We start from the raw sequence: 16,974 nt of genomic DNA, 5'->3' as shown, positions 1-16,974 counted from the left end.
GGCCCGTCGTGGCTCACTACATCGCCATCATCGAGGACGCCGGCCCGGACGAAGCTGTCAGCTTGTGGTTTCCCGACCTGCCGGGCTGCATTTCCGGCGGCGACGACGTCGACGAGGCCCTGGAGAGCGCGCCCGAGGCGCTCGCGTTCTATGCGCAGGAACTGATTGAGGACGGCCGCCAGCTTCCCCCGCCGCGGACGTTGGACCAGCTCAAGGCCGACCCTGGCGTGGCCGACGACCTCAGAAACCACACGGTCGCCCTGATCGAATGGCCGCCCGTTACTGACGCCACGGAGTGAGGACTGTTCGCCGCACTGCGCAACTCTCGACAGTTCTGGTCCGAACGCCCCTTGACCATCACGAACTTCCCCGTATCAGATGCAGCCATGGTCCGGGGCTCCGTCACACTGATCGTGCTTGCATTGGGGATGCCGTCGCTCAGCGCGGCGGAGACCATGAGCTTCGGCGATTCGATCGGGCTCTTGGCCAAGAGCTGCGGTGCGGAGATCGTCGCCAATTGCCGCGGCGTCAACCCGGACTCGACCCGCCTGAAGGAGTGCCTGTCGCGCAACCGCGACGTGCTGTCTCCGCAATGCGCGAGCGACTATCTCGGTGCCTTCGACGCCATCCAGAAGCGAGTCGCCGCGCGCGTCACGGTGGCGAACGCCTGCCAGCGCGAGATCGTCAAGGTCTGCGGCGGCTCGACCAAGGAGACCAGCAAGTCGATCCCCTGCCTGGTCTCGACGCCCAAGGGCATCAGCAACAATTGCCTGAAGGCGGTCGACGACGCGGGGTATCGCTGATGCGCGCCAACAGGCTCTCCACTGCCGGACTAGGCATCGCGCTGGGCTTCGCTCTGCTCGCGGGCGCTGCACGCGCGCAGACGGCGGCGCCGACCCGCGACGACATCGTCGGCAAGCTCAACCACTTCGAAGAAGCCGCCGAGGTCGATCTTCCCGCGCTGAAGCAGCAGGTGATGGAGCGTGCCAAGGCCAGGATCAAGAACGATCCGGGCCCGGTGAACCGGCCGCCGATCGCGCCTGACCTCGCCAAGCTGCCCGCCTTCAACGCGCAGATCCAGTTCGATGCCGACACGCCGATCATCCAGCCGGCCTCCTACCAAACCGTCGGCCGCATCGCCGACGCGATGGTTCATTCCTCGCTGCTGCCCTACACGTTCCTGATCGTCGGTCACGTCGAATCCAATTCGAAGACGCGCGAGGCCAACGCGATCCTGAGCCAGCGCCGCGCCGACGCGATCCGCGACGTGCTGGTGAACACGTTCAAGATCTCGACCAAGCGGCTGCATCCGATCGGCCTCGGAGAGGAGCAGTTTCTCGACCGGGCCAAGCCGACCTCGGCCGTCAACGGCCAGTTGCAAATCCTGACCTATGCCAAGCTGCCTGAAGAGGCGCATCCAGCTGCGGCGCCTGCGCCTGCGGCGAAAAAGCCCGCCAAGAAGCGCTGAGCGAACGCGGCTTCACACCTGACGGAACCCTTTGAAGTCCTGATCGTTTTGTAGCCTGCCCGGGGCGCAACAATACGGTTTTGCGCGACAAAAGCGCCGGTTTGTGCACCGCCCGGTCCAGTGCTATAGCCTCTGTTCGCCCTTCCCAACCCCGTGCTGCATGAGACCGAAATGGGTGGCTATTTTCAGCGCCAACTTGCCGTTTATGTCGAGTACCATCGCGACCCCCGGAACACGGCGATGCATGTGGTGGGTATTCTTCTGTTGTTCACCGGCGCCGTGCTGCCGCTGACGCTGGTCAGGCTTCCGCTGTTCGGTTTCGATGTCAGCCTGGCGGTGATCCTGGCCTTGCCGGTTCTGATCTATTGGCTGCTGCTCGACATGGCGCTCGGGATCGGCATTCTGGCCGTCTCGATCGTGCTGTTTTCGGTTGCGACGACCATTGCGGCGCAAGTCGGCACCGCGACGATGTGGGCGATTTTCGCCGCGCTGGTGGCGCTCGGCTTCGCCGCGCAGGCCATCGGCCACAAGGTTTTTGAGGGCCGCGAAGCCTCGTTGTTCACTTTTCCTTCGCATCTTTTGCTTGGACCGATGTTCGTGATGGCAAAATTATTCATTGCATTGGGCTTCCGTCGCGACCTTGCCGCGATTCTGGCGCCTCTTCCGACCAATTCTCTTTCAACCCGATAGCTCTAGAAGCGAAACAGCAACCTTCTGCATGGCTCTCGTACTGGTTACCGGTGGCAGTGGCTTCATCGGACATCATCTCGTAGAAGTGCTCCGCGCCCGTGGGCAGCGGGTGCGTGTGCTCGATGTCCGTCCGCCGGCCGCGGCGAACGCGGACGTTGAACATGTCCACGGCTCGGTGCTGGACAGCGCCGCGGTCGATGCTGCGATCTCCGGGGTCGATCAGGTCTATCACCTCGCCGGACTGCCCGGCATGTGGGTCGCCAACAAACAGGACTTTCACGACGTCAACTGTCGCGGCACCGAAATCGTGCTCGCGGCTGCAATGAAGCGCGGCGTGTCCCGCTTTTTGCATTGCTCGACGGAATCGATCCTGTTCCCCTATTCCGACCTCAATGGCGTTCCCGCTGAAGAGGCGCTGCAGCCGGCCGACGCGATGCCGGGCGCCTATACGCGGTCGAAGTCGCTCGCCGAACAACATGCCGCCAAGGCAGCGGCCAATGGCTTTCCGCTGGTGATCGGCACGCCGACCATGCCGATCGGCGCCGCCGATCACAATCTGACGCCGCCGACGGCGATGCTATGGTACTTCCTCCAGAAGAAGGTGCAGCCGCATCTCAACTTCCTGGTCAACCTCGTCGATGTCCGCGACGTGGCCATGGGCCTGGTGCTGACCATGGAGCGCGGCCGCCTCGGCCAGCGCTACATCCTCGGCGGCGACTGCGTTCCGCTCGGCAACATCCTGCGGATGATGTCGGCGATGAGCGGCCGCCGTCAGTATCCGGTCGTCGTCCCCGGCAGGATCGCCGAGCTCTCCGCGATCATGCTCGAATACATCTCCGATCATGTCACGCGCCGGCCGCCCAACGGCACCGCCGAGGGCGTGCGCATCGCGCTCGCCGCCAGCGACCTCTCGATCGGCAAGGCACGCACCGAGCTCGGCTATTCGCCGCGTCCGATCGAGCCAGTGCTGCGCGAAACCATCACCCATCTGCTCGCCCGTAACGGCCAGCCGGCCTCTGGCGCCATCAAGCATCACGCGCTCTCCTCGCGCGCGAGCTGAGCTGTCCGCCCAACGCAAAGAACCTTCATGTCCTTCGATTTCAGCAAGCTTCTCTCTGTCGCCTGGGGTGGCTGGACCACGACCTGGCCGACCGAACTCCTCGCCCTGATCTGGCTTGCCTTTCTCGCCAGCTGGGTTGGCGCATCGTTCTGGCAGGGACAGACCAAGAAGCAGGTCATGACGCTGGAGTCGCAGCGCTATCGCCTGCCGATCCTGGTCGGCGGCATCCTGTACACGCCGTGGGTTGCACAGCTCATGGGCTGGAAGCCGCTCTGGGTGCTCGGCAACACCGGCATCACCATCGCCGCGGTCCTCTCGGCCGCCGGCATCGCCTTCGCCTGGTGGGGCCGGCTGCACCTCGGAAAGTTCTGGTCCAACACCATCACCCACAAGGAAGATCATCGCGTCATCGACACCGGCCCCTACGGCGTCGTGCGTCACCCGATCTACACCGGTCTGATCTTCGGCATGCTCGTGACCGGCATCGCGATCGGCCTCGTCACGACGATCCTTGGTGCGATCCTGATCTCGCTCGGCATGTGGCAGAAGGGCCGGATGGAAGAGGTGTTCCTGTCCAAGGAGCTCGGCGAAGACGCCTACGGCGCCTATTGCCGCCGCGTTCCGATGATCATCCCGTTCCTGTCGCCGCGGTGAGGCGCGCCTCTTCCCTCTACCCCTTTCTCCGCGCAACGCTGCTGTTAGTCCCGTCATCCTGAGGTGCGAGGTTTGCGATGCGAACGCATCGCGAGCCGAGCCTCGAAGGATGTACGGCCGAGATGCAGCCGGGCCGTACATCCTTCGAGGGCCGCTGAAGGAGCGGCCACCTCAGGATGACGGTGACAGAGCCGCATCCTTGCCATGCAAATTCGGCGTGACGCCATTGCGCAGGCCATAAACGGCCCGATACAGGCCGGCACATGTTGACCTTTTTACCGCCAACCAGTTGGATGCGCGCGCAAAGAGGCACGACGACATCCATCGTGGATCTGGAGAGGTCGACGATCAGGCCTGAGCCCGCGCGGGGCTTTGGGCGATCCGGCGTTGAACTGTGCCTCAAGGGTTCGACAGGGGCTTCTCATGACCTTTTCCAGCATCTTCGCGCAGTTCGTCGCAGTCCTCGGCGGCGTCGCGCTGCAATGGCGGAAGCTGACCGGCACCGAGCCCGCGCCGGCCTGGGGAGAGAGGCCCGCCATTCCCGAAGCGAAGCCGCAGGGTGCGATCCCGACGCTGAAGATGCCGTCCGCGCGCGGCTGGAGCGAAGGACAGAAGCCGACGGTCGCGTCCGGGCTCAAGGTCAATACGTTCGCGAGCGGTCTCGATCATCCGCGCTGGATCGAGGTGCTGCCCAATGGCGACGTGCTGATCGCGGAGGCGACGCAGATCGCAGGCGCACCGAGATCCGTGTTTCATTACGCGATGCAGGCAACGATGCGGCGCGCCGCCGCGCTCGGCGTTTCCGCCAACCGCATCACGCTGCTGCGCGACAAGGACGGCGACGGCGTCGCCGAACATCGCGGCGCCTTCATGGAAAACCTCAGCCAACCCTTCGGCATGGCGCTGGTCGGCGACACTTTCTATGTCGGCAACACCGACGGCGTGATGGCGTTTCCCTATGTCGCGGGCGCCGACCGCATCACCGCGGCGGGCAAGCGGCTCACGACTTTCAAGCCGGGCGGGCACTGGACGCGCAGCCTGCTCGCAAGCCCCGACGGCAAGAAACTCTATGCCGGTGTCGGCTCGCTCAGCAACATCGCCGAGATGGGCATGGAGGTCGAGCAGGGCCGCGCCGCGGTGTACGAGCTCGACCTCGTCGCCGGCACGCATCGCATTTTCGGCGCAGGCCTGCGTAATCCCGTGGGCCTTGCCTGGGAGCCGAATACGAATGTGCTCTGGACCGTCGTCAACGAGCGCGACGGCCTCGGCGATGAGACACCGCCGGATTATCTCACCTCGGTGCGCGACGGCGGTTTCTACGGCTGGCCCTATTGCTACTGGGGCAAGACGGTGGACGATCGCGTGCCGCAGGATCCGGCGCTGGTCGCCAAGGCGATTCAACCGGACTACGCGCTCGGCGGTCACACCGCTTCGCTCGGCCTGTGCTGGATGCCGGCAGGCACCCTACCCGGCTTCCCCGACGGCATGGTGATCGGCCAGCACGGCTCGTGGAATCGCAGCAAACTCTCAGGCTACAAGCTGGTGTTCATTCCGTTCGAGAACGGCAAGCCCTCCGGCCCCGGCCGCGACATCCTGTCGGGCTTCCTGTCCCCGGACGAGAAGGAATCCTACGGCCGCCCGGTCGGCGTCGTGATCGGCCCCGACAAGAAGTCGCTGCTGATGGCCGACGACGTCGGCAACGTGATCTGGCGCGTGACGGGCGCTTAAGAGTTCACGTCCCGACGCAGAGCGTCGCGCGCTGCTTGCGCAGGAGCGCGATCACCGAGAGCGCGGTGATAAGGCCGGTCTTGGGATTCTCGGACGGGATGTTCTCGATCGACATCGAGAAGCGCGCCGAATCCGCCTCGACCTCGATGCGGTGAACGTTGCGCGTCACGGTCGGATCGGCCCAGATCTGCACCTGCGTGCGATCCGGTCCGACGCCCGCGAGCGACAGCGCCACCGCGACATTCAGATTGGCCGGAAAGCCCTTGGCGGCCTCGCGCGCGGTGCCCTCGAACAGTTTTAGCGGCTCGCTCAGCTTGTCGATGTCGATGTTGTTCGCGACGATGAACGGCGCGCCCTTCAGCCCGTCGATCGGCTTGCGCGTCACCATCTTCACGGAATTGATGGTACCGACCGCGGCGGCATTGACGGCATCGAGCCCGATCAGGGCGCCTGTCGGCACGAGGATGCGGCCGCCATTGGCGCGGGCGAGATCGACGAGATCGAAATTATCGAGCAGCCCGCCGACGCTGACGACGACCGCGGCCTTGCCGCGCTTCACTGCGGGCTCGACGATCGCGCGCAACTGGCTGCTCGGCGCGCATTCGACCACGATGTCGGCGGCTTCGCCGAGCTGGCCGATCGGCAGGACCTGCGGCGGGCGGCGGAGGCTATCGAGGAACGCCCGATGCTTTGCGGGATCGCGCACCGCCACGGCGGATAGCGCTAGCCCTTCGATGCCCTGATCGAGCGCTGTGGCGATCTTGGTGCCGATCGAGCCCAGGCCCGCGATGGCAACCCGCAAGTCGTTTCGTTCGGTCATCGCATCCCACCCTCTCGTCACGCCAACGTCATAGCCTCTCAAGCCTCCCGCGCATAGCTGCGCAGGCGGGCATCGAGCACCGCCAGCATCGCATCGCGGGCCGGATCGCGCGAGCCGCGCAGCCATGCGGCAGCCAGCGGCAGCCGGCCGACCGGGCCGCTCTGCTTCGGCCGTAGCGACACGAAGCGCACCCCCGTCACCGCCATCCGCGCGGTCCAGCGCGGCACGATCGCGACCCCGAGCTTCGTTGCGACAAGATTGATGATGGTCTGCTTCTCGTCGGCGACCTGCACGATGCGTGGCGTGAGGCCCGCCTGCTCGAAGAGTTTCATGGTGAGGTCGTGGCTGTGCGGCCGCGAGCGGCGGTCCGGTACCAGCATCGCCTCGTCGGCGATCTCGGCCAGCGTGATCGAGGTCCTCTTGGCCAGCGCATGCCGCTGCGGGAATGCCACGATCGCGGTCTCCTGGAGCAGATCGCGGAATTCGAGCCGCTTGTCCGCACTGGCGGGCGGGCGAACAAAGGCGAGATCGAGCGCGCCGGTCAAGATCTTTGGCAGCAGCCGGACGGTCTTGTCCTCGAGAAGCTGCACCGCGATGTCAGGATATTTTGCGCGGAAGTCGCGCAAGAGCGCCGGCAACAGCCCGGCCGCGGCACTGTCGATGGCGCCGACCCGGAGTTTTCGAGCAGCCCCCGCGCGCGAGCGGTTGCGCAGATTGCTCGCGACCACCTCGACGCGGGCGAGGATGGCGCGCGCATCGCGCAATAGCGTCGCGCCATCTTCCGTCAGCGACACCGCACGCGTCGTCCGCGCAAACAGCCGCGTGCCCAGATCTTCCTCCAGCAGCCTGATCTGGCGGCCGAGCGCGGAGGGCAGCATCTGGAGATGCTGCGCCGCGCGGCCAAAATGCAACTGCTCGGCCGCCGCCACGAAGCATCGAAGCTGTTGCAATTCCATTCCGTATCCTCTCGTCCGGCCCCGAGACGATTATATCATTTTTTTGTATAAACCAGTGCCAATTGAGTCCCCAGCCGTCCCCCGCCTAGGCTCCTTGTCGGCATGGACCTCCGGGTCTGCCGATAACGAGAAACCAGGACAGGGAGGCCAGGGTGGCGAGCGAGATTCAGACGCGCGTGCTGCGCAAGATCACATGGCGCATCGTTCCCTTCATCATGCTGCTCTACTTCGTGGCCTTCATCGACCGCGTCAACATCGGCTTCGCCTCGCTGACGATGAACAAGGACATAGGCCTGTCGCCGACGGTCTACGGCTTCGGCGCCGGAATCTTCTTCTGGGGCTATTTCCTGTTCGAGGTGCCCTCCAACATCATCCTGCACAAGGTCGGCGCGCGGATCTGGATCGCGCGGGTGATGATCAGCTGGGGCATCGTTTCAGCCGCAATGGCCTTCGTGCAGGGCCCGACCAGCTTCTATGTGCTGCGCTTCCTGCTCGGCGTGGCCGAGGCCGGGTTCTTTCCCGGCATCATCCTCTATCTCTCCTACTGGTTCCCGGCGCGCCAGCGTGCGGCGGTGACCGCGCTGTTCATGGCGGCGGCGCCGCTCTCGACCGTGCTGGGATCGCCAGTCTCCGGCGCGCTGCTGGAGATGGACGGAATGCTCGGCTTCAAGGGCTGGCAATGGCTGTTCGTGCTGGAGGCGCTGCCGGCCGTGCTGCTCGGCTTCGTCGTGCTGGCATTCCTCACCGACCGCCCGGAGAAAGCAAAGTGGCTCGCCGACGATGAGCGGAGATGGCTGGTCGAGACCATGAACGTAGAGACGACCAGCAAAGCTGCCACCGCGAAGCACAGCATCTGGCGCGGGCTCGCCGATCCGCGCGTGCTGGCCCTGGCGCTGATCTATTTCGGCACTTCGGCTGGCCTCTACACGCTCGGCGTCTGGGCGCCGCAGATCATCAAGCAATTCGGCTTGTCCTCGCTCCAGGTTGGCTTCCTCAACGCACTGCCGGCAACCGCCGCCGTCGTCGCCATGGTGCTGTGGGCCCGGCATTCGGACCGCACCGGCGAGCGCACCTGGCACGTCGTGCTGGCCTGCCTGCTTGCCGCCGCGGGGCTCGCCTTTGCCGGCCTTGCGACCGGCGTCGTGACCGTGCTGATCGCGCTGACACTCGTCAACATCGGCATCTCCTCGGCAAAACCGCCGCTCTGGAGCATGCCGACGCTGTTCCTGTCCGGCCCTGCGGCCGCAGCCGGCATCGCCACCATCAACTCGATCGGCAATCTCGGCGGTTTCGTCGGTCCCGCCATGATCGGGTGGATCAAGGGCCAGACCGGCAGCTTTGTCGGCGGGCTCTACTTCGTCGCCGGCCTGCTCGTTCTCTCCGCGGTCCTGACCCTGCTATTGTCGCGCGCGCAGACCGCGCCCGTCGAACCCGTCCCACAAACCTACTGACATCTCAAACGGAGCATATTCATGCGCACCCATTCGATCGCAGCAATCCCCGCCGACGGGATCGGCCCCGAGGTGATCTCGGCCGGTGTCCGCGTGCTGGAGGCGCTGGCAAAGCGCAGCGGCGACCTCGCCTTCAACATCAAGACCTTCGACTGGGGCTCGGACTATTACAAGAAGCACGGCGTCATGATGCCGGCTGACGGCCTCGACGAACTGAAGAAGTTCGACGCGATCTATTTCGGCGCGGTCGGCGCGCCCGACGTGCCCGATCACATCACCCTGTGGGGCCTGCGGCTGCCGATCTGCCAGGGCTTTGACCAATACGCCAATGTGCGCCCGACCAAGATATTGCCGGGTGTCGCCTCGCCGCTGCGCAATGTCGGCGTCGGCGATCTCGACTGGGTGATCGTGCGCGAGAACTCGGAGGGCGAATATGCCGGCATGGGCGGCCGCGCGCACAAGGGCCTGCCGGAAGAGGTTGGCACCGAAGTGGCGGTGTTCACCCGCGTCGGCGTGACGCGCATCATGCGCTATGCGTTCCAGCTCGCGCAGTCGCGTCCGCGCAAATTCCTGACCGTCGTGACCAAGTCGAACGCACAGCGCCACGGCATGGTGATGTGGGACGAGATCGCGGCCGAGGTCGCGACCGAGTTCCCCGACGTCACCTGGGACAAGATGCTGGTCGACGCCATGACGGTGCGCATGACGCTGCATCCGAAGAGCCTCGACACCATCGTCGCGACCAATCTGCACGCCGACATCCTGTCCGACCTCGCCGGTGCGCTGGCCGGCAGCCTTGGCGTCGCGCCGACCGGCAATATCGATCCGCAGCGCCGCTTCCCCTCGATGTTCGAGCCGATCCACGGCTCGGCCTTCGACATCACCGGCAAGGGTATCGCCAACCCGGTCGCGACCTTCTGGACCGGCGCGCAGATGCTCGAGCATCTCGGCGAGATGGATGCCGCCTCGAGGCTGATGACCGCCGTCGAGCGCGTCTGCGCCGCCGGCGTGCTGACGCCGGACGTCGGCGGCAAGGCGACGACGAAGGAAGTGACGGATGCCGTGATCGACGCGATCCTGGGGTCGAACGTGTGAGAACGCCCTGCGTCATGGCCGGGCTTGTCCCGGCCATCCACGATTTTTCGCGCGGCGCCGAGAACGTGGATGCCCGGGACAAGCCCGGGCATGACGAATTCGTGGAATGATCGCCCGCTCAACAAGCACCGACTTGCGGCAGCGCGCCCTATTTCCGCCCCGCCGGCGGAGACGGCGGCGTCGCCATCGCGGCGGCCGGCTCGGGCGGTGTCAGATGGCGCGGCACGATGATGGTCTGGCCCGGGGTGAGCTGCGCGTTTTCCGGCAGCGAATTGCTCTGCGCGAGCGTCCACAGCGGCACGCGATTGGCGGCGGCGATGCTCTCCATGGTGTCGCCGCGGCGCACCGGCAGCCGCACGCCGCTATCCCACAACTCGACCAGGGTATCCGCTGGCACGAGATAGCGCAGCGGCACGGCATTGGCCTGGGTCTGCGGCGGAATGCGCGGCAACTGCGTCACCATCTCGACGATCTGGCGATGGATGTCGTCGGACTTCTCGATGTTGATGTGCGAGACGCGCGCGTTTTCCTTCAAGTCGTAACTCGCATAGTGGCCGCGAAAGCCGGGGACCGCGACGACGTCCCCGCCGCCGAGCACGCTGTCGGACAGGAAGATGTTGATGAAGCGCTCGACATTGAGCGGCACGTCGCCAGTCGCGTGCGCGGGATCGATGGCGATGACGAGGCTGATCGGGATTTTCTCCTTGGCCGCCATCTCGGAGATGACGATCGAGCACAGCCCGCCCATGGAGTGGCCGATCAGCACGATCGGCGCCGCCTTCTCCTTGTAACTGGCGATGACGCGGTTGCCGATGAACCGGCACAGAGTGAATTCATAGACGTCGGCGGCGAAGCCGGCCTGTGTCAGTTTCTCGCCGAGCCGGTCCATGCCGGTCGAGAAGATCGGGCCCATGGCACCGCGGAACAGGTAGATATTCGGCGGCGGCAACGGCTCGAACGGCGGCGGCGGCGGCGCGGCAGGTACGGCCGCAGCGGGCTTCGACTTGGCGGGTGAGGCAGCGGCCACGCCGGGGCCCAAGGCGAGCAGTGCAACGGCTGCCAGCGCGACTAGTCGCCTCAGATCAATCATCAGTCCAGCAGTCCCACCACGGGAGGCAAAGTCCCCCTCCGGGGGTTAGTGACCACCGATTGGGTGGATTTTGGGGCACGGAACCGGCGGCCCCCTCCAGCAGCCCGTCGGCCTGCTGCCCATCGCGGGACATGACGGAGTTTGCGACGATCGGCCTCAGGCCGGCTTGGCCGAGGGCTCGAGCGGCAGAATCCGATTCAGCAGTTCGAGCAGCGTGCGTTGCTCGGCCTCGCAGAGTGGCGCCAGCATCCGTTCATTATAGGGCTGCGTCAGCCTTGCCCCGTCCTGAATGAGCTTTGCGCCCCTTGGCGTGAGCAACAGCTCGACGGCGCGGCGATCGGACTTCGAGCGATGGCGCTTGATGAAGCCGGATGATTCGAGCTCGTTCAGGATCTTGATCAGGTTCGGCAGGCGCAGCCGGAGCACGCTGGCGAGGCTGCTGGGGGGAACGCCGGGATTGTCGCGAACGATCGCCAAGATCGCATAGGTCGCGGGAGTCAGGCCCAAGGCGGCGAACTCCTCGTAGAAGCCCTCGAAGAACTTCAGCTGCGCGAGTCGCAGCATGAAGCCGGGCGTCCGCTGCAGCGCGCGCAGATCCAGCGACGTCTCCGATGGCTGAGCGGACTTGGCTCCGGGTCTCGATGCTTTCGCGCTCATGATCCTCGATCCGCGGCGGCGGCCATAAGCCGGCCGAATTGACACTCTCGAAAATAGCTATAAAATATAACTATTATATAGCGGCACCAAGACCGCTCATGGGAGGGAACAATGAACAGCAAATTCCTGCATAAACTATGCATGTTGACGGCAATGCTGACGGCCGCGCCGGCATTCGCCCAGGATGTGGTGAAGATCGGCATTCTGAACGACCAATCGGGTCCGTTCGCCAGCTATCAGGGCATCGGCTCGGTCGTCGCCGCCAAAATGGCGGTCGAAGACTATGGCGGAAAGGCCGCCGGCAAGCCGGTCGAGGTCGTCGCCGCCGACCATCAGAACAAGACCGATATCGGCATCGGCATCGCCCGGCGCTGGTACGAGAACGAGGGTGTCGATGCGATCTTCGACCTTCCGAACTCGTCGATCGCGCTTGCGGTGGCCGGCATGAGCGCCGAGAAGAACAAGGCCTTCGTCGGATCGGGCGCCGGAACGGTGCTCCTGACCGGCGAGAAGTGCACCCCGAACACCGTGCACTGGACCTACGACACCTATTCCTACGGGCGCGGCCTCGGCAAGGCGATCGTGCAGCAGGGCGGCAAGAAATGGTTCTTCATCACCGCGGACTACGCCTTCGGCCATGATCTGGAGAAGCAGGCGGCGGAGGCCGTGAAGGCATCCGGCGGCGAGGTGCTCGGCAGCGTGCGCCACCCGCTGGGAACGGCTGATTATGCCTCGTTCCTGCTCCAGGCCCAGGCGTCGGGCGCGAACGTCGTCGGCTTCGCCAATGCCGGTGACGATACCATCACGTCGATGAAGCAGGCCGCCGAGTTCGGGCTGACCAAGGACCGCAAGCTGGTCGGATTGATCCTCGGCATGAACGGCCTGCCCGCGCTCGGCCTGAAGTTTGCGCAAGGCGCCCAGATCATGAACCCGTTCTATTGGGATCTGAACGACGGCACGCGTGCTTTCGCCAAACGCTTCGCCGAACGCATTCCCTCGAAGGCCTATCCGAACGACATGCAGGCCGGTGTCTACGCCTCGGTCATTCACTATCTCAAGGCCGTCGACAAGGCCGGTGGCGCCAAGGACGGCAAGGCAGTGGTCGCGGCGATGAAGGACTTGCCGACCGACGATCCCCTGTTCGGCAAGGGCTATATTCGCAAGGACGGACGCAAGATCCATCCGCTCTATCTCTTGCAGGTCAAGGCTCCCGACGAGTCGACCTCGAGCTGGGATCTCTTGAAGGTCGTCGCCACGATCAAGGGCGAGGACGCGTTCCGCTCCGAGAGCGACGGTCAATGCCCGCTGGCCAAGCAATAGCCGCTGGGAGCTGACCATGAGCGGCATTGCATCCAGTCCGGTCGACCCGTTCGCAACCGACTTCCTGATGGATCCCTATCCTGCCTATGAGGCGTTGCGCGCGCTTGGGCCTGCGTTCGCGCTGGAGCGTTACGGCGTGTGGGCCATGGCAGGCTATGCCGAGGTCGAGCCGGCCCTGAAGGACTGGAAAACCTTCATCAGTGGCGAGGGCGTCGGGCTGCACGGGATGAACCCTGCGCTGCCAAAGCCCCTGACGCTGCAGATCGATCCGCCGGACCATGACAAGGGCCGACGGGTGCTCGGCCGCACGCTGTCTCCGGGCGTTGCAAGGAAGCTGCGCGAGACGTTTCAGACGGAAGCGGAGAAGAAGGTTTCGGAGCTGATCGAGAAAGGCACGTTCGATGCCGTGACCGATCTCGCCGAGGCCTATCCGATGAAGGTGTTTCCGGATGCGATCGGCATCCGGCCGGACGGCCGCGAGAAGCTGCTGGCCTGGAGCACCTTCGTGTTCGACAGCTTCGGCCCTGACAACGAGATCCAGGCCGCGTCGCGCAAGGCGGGCCTGGCGGCGCAGAGCTGGATCATGGATTGTTGCGCGCGAGATGCGCTACAGCCCGACAGCCTCGGCATGATGATCTACCAGGCCGCCGACGACGGCGAGATCACCGAGCACGAGGCGACGCATCTGGTACGGCCGTTCCTCACGGCCGGGATCGACACCACGGTCAACGGCATCGGCAACACCCTGCTCGCGCTCGCGACCAATCCGGAGGAATACCGCAAGCTGCATCACAAGCCGGAGCTGGCGCGCAACGCCTTCGAGGAAGGCCTGCGCTACGATTCACCGATACAGACGTTCTTTCGCACCACCTCGCGCGACGTCGAGATCGGCGGCGGCGTGATCCCGGCACATCGCAAGGTGCTGCTGTTCATGGCCTCCGCCAACCGCGATCCCGCGCGTTGGAACAAGCCGGACCGTTTCGAGGTGGAACGCGGCGCGACCGGCCACGTCGGCTTCGGCGCAGGCATCCACGCTTGCGTGGGTCAGATGATCGCGCGCCTGGAAGGCGAATTGATCTTCAGCGAGCTCGCAAGGCGCGTGAAGACCATCGAGCTCACGGCGGAGCCGAAGCGCAGGCTCAATAACTCGCTGCGCGGGCTGGAGAGCATGCCCGTTCGGGTGACGGCTTCCTAATTCCTTGCCGGAGCCGTCGCGGCGGCTGCCCGCGCGGGACGCGGTGCGCCGGGTTCGGCAACCGGCGCCGGGGCGCGCGAGCGCATGATCGCGGCGTCGATCTCGGCGATGACGCGGCGCTGGATCGCCTCGTTCTTGTCGATCGAGATATGGCCGACGCCGGTGCCGCGCACGTCGACATTGTCGAGCTTGCCGCGGAAACCGTCGGCGCGCTTCACCGGCTCGCCGGGACCGTCGCCGATATAGATGTTGATGTAACGCTCCGCCCCGGTCGAGAGCCTGGTCTTGAACACGGAGTCGAGGCCGATCGCGAGCTTCACGGGCACGCCGAGCCGGTTGAGTTTCGCGATCATGTCGGGCAGTGCGGTCGCGCCGGAGGAATGGCCGACCAGGACGATGGTCTTGAGCCGGCCGGCCTTGTAGGCGGTCGCGGCTTCATCGGCGAGCGAGGACCAGGAGACGAAGTTGGCGACGGTCACCGGGACGCCCTGCGCCTGGAGCCGGGCGCCGATCGTGTCGAGCCCGAGCGAGAAGATGTTGAGCACGCCGCGAAGCAGGTAAACATGCGTGGTCGCGGCCGCGGCCTGGCTGGGCGCGGCCTTGGCGGTGGTCGGGCTGAAGGCAACAGCTGACAGCAGGAGCAGGCACATCGCCCACACGCGGAGGGCGGACAACTGGCTGGCGCCGGCGGTGTGACGGCCGTTCGGTCTCATCGATCTATTCCCTGGGGACAATACGCTTTGCGATTGGCCGGAATCGTAGCCACGGCCTGCTCGCAGACGCAACAAAGAGGCACGTGAACGACCAATCTTACCCACAACCCGTGACCATCGCGCAACACTTGCCCGAAACTGGCCACCGAAGGGCCTGTTTTGAGACCATTTTTCTCCGGGCAATTGCGGCCCGGCAAAGGCATTCCTATCTCAGGGCTCCGCTGACCGCCCCTCCGGCAGGTTCCAGCCTCCCTCCCCAGCTTTTGCCCTCAGCCGTACGGCCATCCATGTCCTCCATCATCTCCGTCGCCAATCTGTCGAAGACCTATGGGTCCGGCTTCAGGGCGCTCAAGAACGTCAATCTCGACATCAGGCGCGGCGAAATCTTCGCGCTGCTCGGCCCGAACGGCGCCGGGAAGACCACGCTGATCTCGATCATCTGCGGCATCGCCAACCCGAGCGAAGGCACGGTCCTGGTCGGCGGCGAGAACATCCAGACCTCCTACCGCAAGGCGCGCTCGCTGATCGGCCTCGTGCCGCAGGAATTGCACACCGACGCCTTCGAAAGCGTGTGGGCGACCGTGAGCTTCTCCCGCGGCCTGTTCGGCAAGCCGAAGAATCCCGCCCACATCGAGAAGGTGCTGAAGGACCTCTCGCTCTGGGACAAGAAGGACAACAAGATCATCACGCTCTCCGGCGGCATGAAGCGCCGCGTGATGATCGCGAAAGCGCTGTCGCACGAGCCGCAGATCCTGTTTCTTGACGAGCCGACCGCCGGCGTCGACGTCGAGCTGCGCAAGGGCATGTGGGAGGTGGTGCGCACGCTGCAGCAGTCCGGCGTCACCATCATCCTCACCACGCATTACATCGAGGAAGCCGAGGAGATGGCCGACCGCATCGGCGTCATCAACAAGGGCGAGATCGTCCTGATCGAGGACAAGGCGACCTTGATGCAGAAGCTCGGCAAGAAGCGGCTGACGCTGCATCTGCAGGGCAAGCTCGATGCGCTGCCGGAGAGCCTCGGGCACTACGAGCTGGAGCTCTGCGATGCCGGCGCGACGCTGGTCTACGATTACGACACCAAGGGCGAGCGTACCGGCATCACCAGCCTGCTCGGCGATCTCCGCACCGCCGGCATCCGCTTCAATGATCTCGACACGACGCAGTCGTCGCTCGAGGACATCTTCGTCGATCTCGTGAGGACGTCATGAACCACCGCGCCATCCGCGCCATCTATCTGTTCGAAATGGCGCGTACCTGGCGCACGCTGCTGCAAAGCATCGTCTCGCCTGTGGTCTCGACCTCGCTCTATTTCGTGGTGTTCGGCGCCGCGATCGGCTCGCGCATCAGCCAGGTCGAGGGCGTCAGCTACGGCACCTTCATCGTGCCGGGCCTGATCATGCTCTCCGTCCTTACCCAGAGCATCGCCAACGCCTCGTTCGGCATCTACTTTCCGAAATTCACCGGCACGATCTACGAGATCCTGTCGGCGCCGATCTCCTATTTCGAGATCGTGCTCGGCTATGTCGGTGCCGCCGCGACCAAATCGATCATTTTGGGCCTCATCATCCTGGCAACAGCCGGTCTGTTCGTGCCGCTGCACATCCAGCACCCGGTCTGGATGCTGACCTTCCTGGTGCTGACGGCGGTGACGTTCAGCCTGTTCGGTTTCATCATCGGCATCTGGGCCGACGGATTCGAAAAGCTGCAGATGATCCCGATGCTGGTGGTGACGCCGCTGACCTTCCTCGGCGGCAGCTTCTATTCCATCGACATGCTGCCGCCCACCTGGCGCACGGTGGCGCTGCTCAACCCGGTCGTCTATCTGATCTCCGGCTTCCGCTGGAGCTTCTATGAGATCGCTGACGTCAGCGTGTCCGTCAGCATCGGCATGACGGTGGCGTTCCTGGTGATCTGCCTCATCGTGATCTGGTGGATTTTCAAGACGGGTTATCGGCTGAAGAATTGATGGGCGCGCCGTAGATGGGGTAACGGGCCGGCCGCCCGCTCGCTACGGCGCGATTTGGAAGCGCGCTCGCGAGCGGCCTGTTGGTTGGAAGGCGGTCGTCCCTCAAAC

At 64.9% G+C, this 16,974-nt stretch carries 18 protein-coding genes; 13 read left to right on the top strand and 5 right to left on the bottom strand.

Annotation, left to right across the window (positions count from 1 at the left end):
- Positions 1 to 8 precede the first annotated feature (8 nt).
- From IVA81_RS23465 to IVA81_RS23435, 7 genes are all read left to right on the top strand, one after another.
- On the top strand, positions 9 to 299 hold the full coding sequence (locus IVA81_RS23465; RefSeq protein ID WP_247322375.1) for a type II toxin-antitoxin system HicB family antitoxin: 291 nt from the start codon (positions 9 to 11) through the stop codon (positions 297 to 299).
- A gap of 87 nt (positions 300 to 386) precedes the next feature.
- Positions 387 to 803, top strand: coding sequence for a hypothetical protein (locus tag IVA81_RS23460; RefSeq protein WP_247322373.1), 417 nt, complete (start codon positions 387 to 389; stop codon positions 801 to 803).
- On the top strand, positions 803 to 1,468 hold the full coding sequence (locus tag IVA81_RS23455; RefSeq protein WP_247322371.1) for an OmpA family protein: 666 nt from the start codon (positions 803 to 805) through the stop codon (positions 1,466 to 1,468). Before IVA81_RS23460 ends, IVA81_RS23455 begins: the two co-directional genes overlap by 1 nt.
- 171 nt (positions 1,469 to 1,639) lie before the next feature.
- Entirely contained in the window at positions 1,640 to 2,158 is a 519-nt protein-coding gene (locus IVA81_RS23450; protein ID WP_247322369.1) for an Mpo1-like protein, read from the top strand.
- 28 nt (positions 2,159 to 2,186) lie between these two features.
- Entirely contained in the window at positions 2,187 to 3,218 is a 1,032-nt protein-coding gene (locus IVA81_RS23445; RefSeq protein ID WP_247322367.1) for an NAD-dependent epimerase/dehydratase family protein, read from the top strand.
- A 27-nt stretch (positions 3,219 to 3,245) separates the two neighbouring features.
- Positions 3,246 to 3,872 carry an isoprenylcysteine carboxylmethyltransferase family protein gene (locus IVA81_RS23440; protein WP_247322365.1) on the top strand — a complete coding sequence of 209 codons (627 nt, stop codon included), beginning with the start codon at positions 3,246 to 3,248 and terminating at the stop codon, positions 3,870 to 3,872.
- Positions 3,873 to 4,295: 423 nt separating this feature from the next.
- Positions 4,296 to 5,600, top strand: a complete 1,305-nt coding sequence (locus IVA81_RS23435; RefSeq protein ID WP_247322363.1) for a sorbosone dehydrogenase family protein — start codon at positions 4,296 to 4,298, stop codon at positions 5,598 to 5,600.
- Positions 5,601 to 5,604: 4 nt separating this feature from the next.
- On the opposite strand, the gene IVA81_RS23430 is transcribed toward IVA81_RS23435, so the two are convergent.
- Positions 5,605 to 6,420, bottom strand: a complete 816-nt coding sequence (locus IVA81_RS23430; protein WP_247322361.1) for an aspartate dehydrogenase — start codon at positions 6,418 to 6,420, stop codon at positions 5,605 to 5,607.
- 38 nt (positions 6,421 to 6,458) lie between these two features.
- Positions 6,459 to 7,376: a LysR substrate-binding domain-containing protein gene (locus IVA81_RS23425; protein WP_247322360.1), complete on the bottom strand. Its 918-nt coding sequence runs from the start codon at positions 7,374 to 7,376 to the stop codon at positions 6,459 to 6,461.
- 152 nt (positions 7,377 to 7,528) lie between these two features.
- Between IVA81_RS23425 and IVA81_RS23420 the strand changes: the two genes are divergently transcribed.
- Together IVA81_RS23420 and IVA81_RS23415 are read left to right on the top strand one after the other, a co-directional pair.
- Entirely contained in the window at positions 7,529 to 8,827 is a 1,299-nt protein-coding gene (locus IVA81_RS23420; protein WP_247322358.1) for an MFS transporter, read from the top strand.
- A gap of 21 nt (positions 8,828 to 8,848) precedes the next feature.
- Positions 8,849 to 9,922: a tartrate dehydrogenase gene (locus IVA81_RS23415; protein ID WP_247322356.1), complete on the top strand. Its 1,074-nt coding sequence runs from the start codon at positions 8,849 to 8,851 to the stop codon at positions 9,920 to 9,922.
- A gap of 148 nt (positions 9,923 to 10,070) precedes the next feature.
- Here IVA81_RS23415 and IVA81_RS23410 read toward each other — a convergent pair whose 3' ends face one another.
- Entirely contained in the window at positions 10,071 to 11,012 is a 942-nt protein-coding gene (locus tag IVA81_RS23410; RefSeq protein WP_247322354.1) for a LysM peptidoglycan-binding domain-containing protein, read from the bottom strand.
- A 156-nt stretch (positions 11,013 to 11,168) separates the two neighbouring features.
- The gene (locus IVA81_RS23405; protein ID WP_247322352.1) at positions 11,169 to 11,669 is read right to left on the bottom strand and encodes a MarR family transcriptional regulator; all 501 of its coding nucleotides are present in this window, start codon (positions 11,667 to 11,669) and stop codon (positions 11,169 to 11,171) included.
- A gap of 111 nt (positions 11,670 to 11,780) precedes the next feature.
- On the opposite strand from IVA81_RS23405, the gene IVA81_RS23400 reads away from it, so the two are divergent.
- Both IVA81_RS23400 and IVA81_RS23395 read left to right on the top strand, forming a co-directional pair.
- Positions 11,781 to 12,989, top strand: a complete 1,209-nt coding sequence (locus IVA81_RS23400; protein WP_247322351.1) for an ABC transporter substrate-binding protein — start codon at positions 11,781 to 11,783, stop codon at positions 12,987 to 12,989.
- A gap of 16 nt (positions 12,990 to 13,005) precedes the next feature.
- Entirely contained in the window at positions 13,006 to 14,184 is a 1,179-nt protein-coding gene (locus IVA81_RS23395) for a cytochrome P450 (RefSeq protein ID WP_247322349.1), read from the top strand.
- Here IVA81_RS23395 and IVA81_RS23390 read toward each other — a convergent pair.
- Positions 14,181 to 14,897, bottom strand: a complete 717-nt coding sequence (locus IVA81_RS23390; RefSeq protein WP_247322348.1) for a hypothetical protein — start codon at positions 14,895 to 14,897, stop codon at positions 14,181 to 14,183. The genes IVA81_RS23395 and IVA81_RS23390 overlap by 4 nt on opposite strands.
- Before the next feature lie 287 nt (positions 14,898 to 15,184).
- On the opposite strand from IVA81_RS23390, the gene IVA81_RS23385 reads away from it, so the two are divergent.
- Both IVA81_RS23385 and IVA81_RS23380 read left to right on the top strand, forming a co-directional pair.
- A complete protein-coding gene (locus tag IVA81_RS23385) occupies positions 15,185 to 16,108 on the top strand; it encodes an ABC transporter ATP-binding protein (protein WP_247322347.1) in 924 nt (307 codons plus the stop codon).
- Positions 16,105 to 16,866, top strand: coding sequence for an ABC transporter permease (locus IVA81_RS23380; protein WP_247322346.1), 762 nt, complete (start codon positions 16,105 to 16,107; stop codon positions 16,864 to 16,866). The genes IVA81_RS23385 and IVA81_RS23380 overlap by 4 nt, the downstream gene beginning before the upstream one ends.
- The last annotated feature ends 108 nt before the right edge of the window (positions 16,867 to 16,974 follow it).

This window comes from Bradyrhizobium sp. 141, assembly GCF_023074055.1.
In the GTDB taxonomy this organism is placed as follows: Bacteria; Pseudomonadota; Alphaproteobacteria; order Rhizobiales; family Xanthobacteraceae; genus Bradyrhizobium.
The sequence above is the reverse complement of the archived record's forward strand: the minus strand, read 5'-3'. Positions and strand labels throughout refer to the sequence as shown.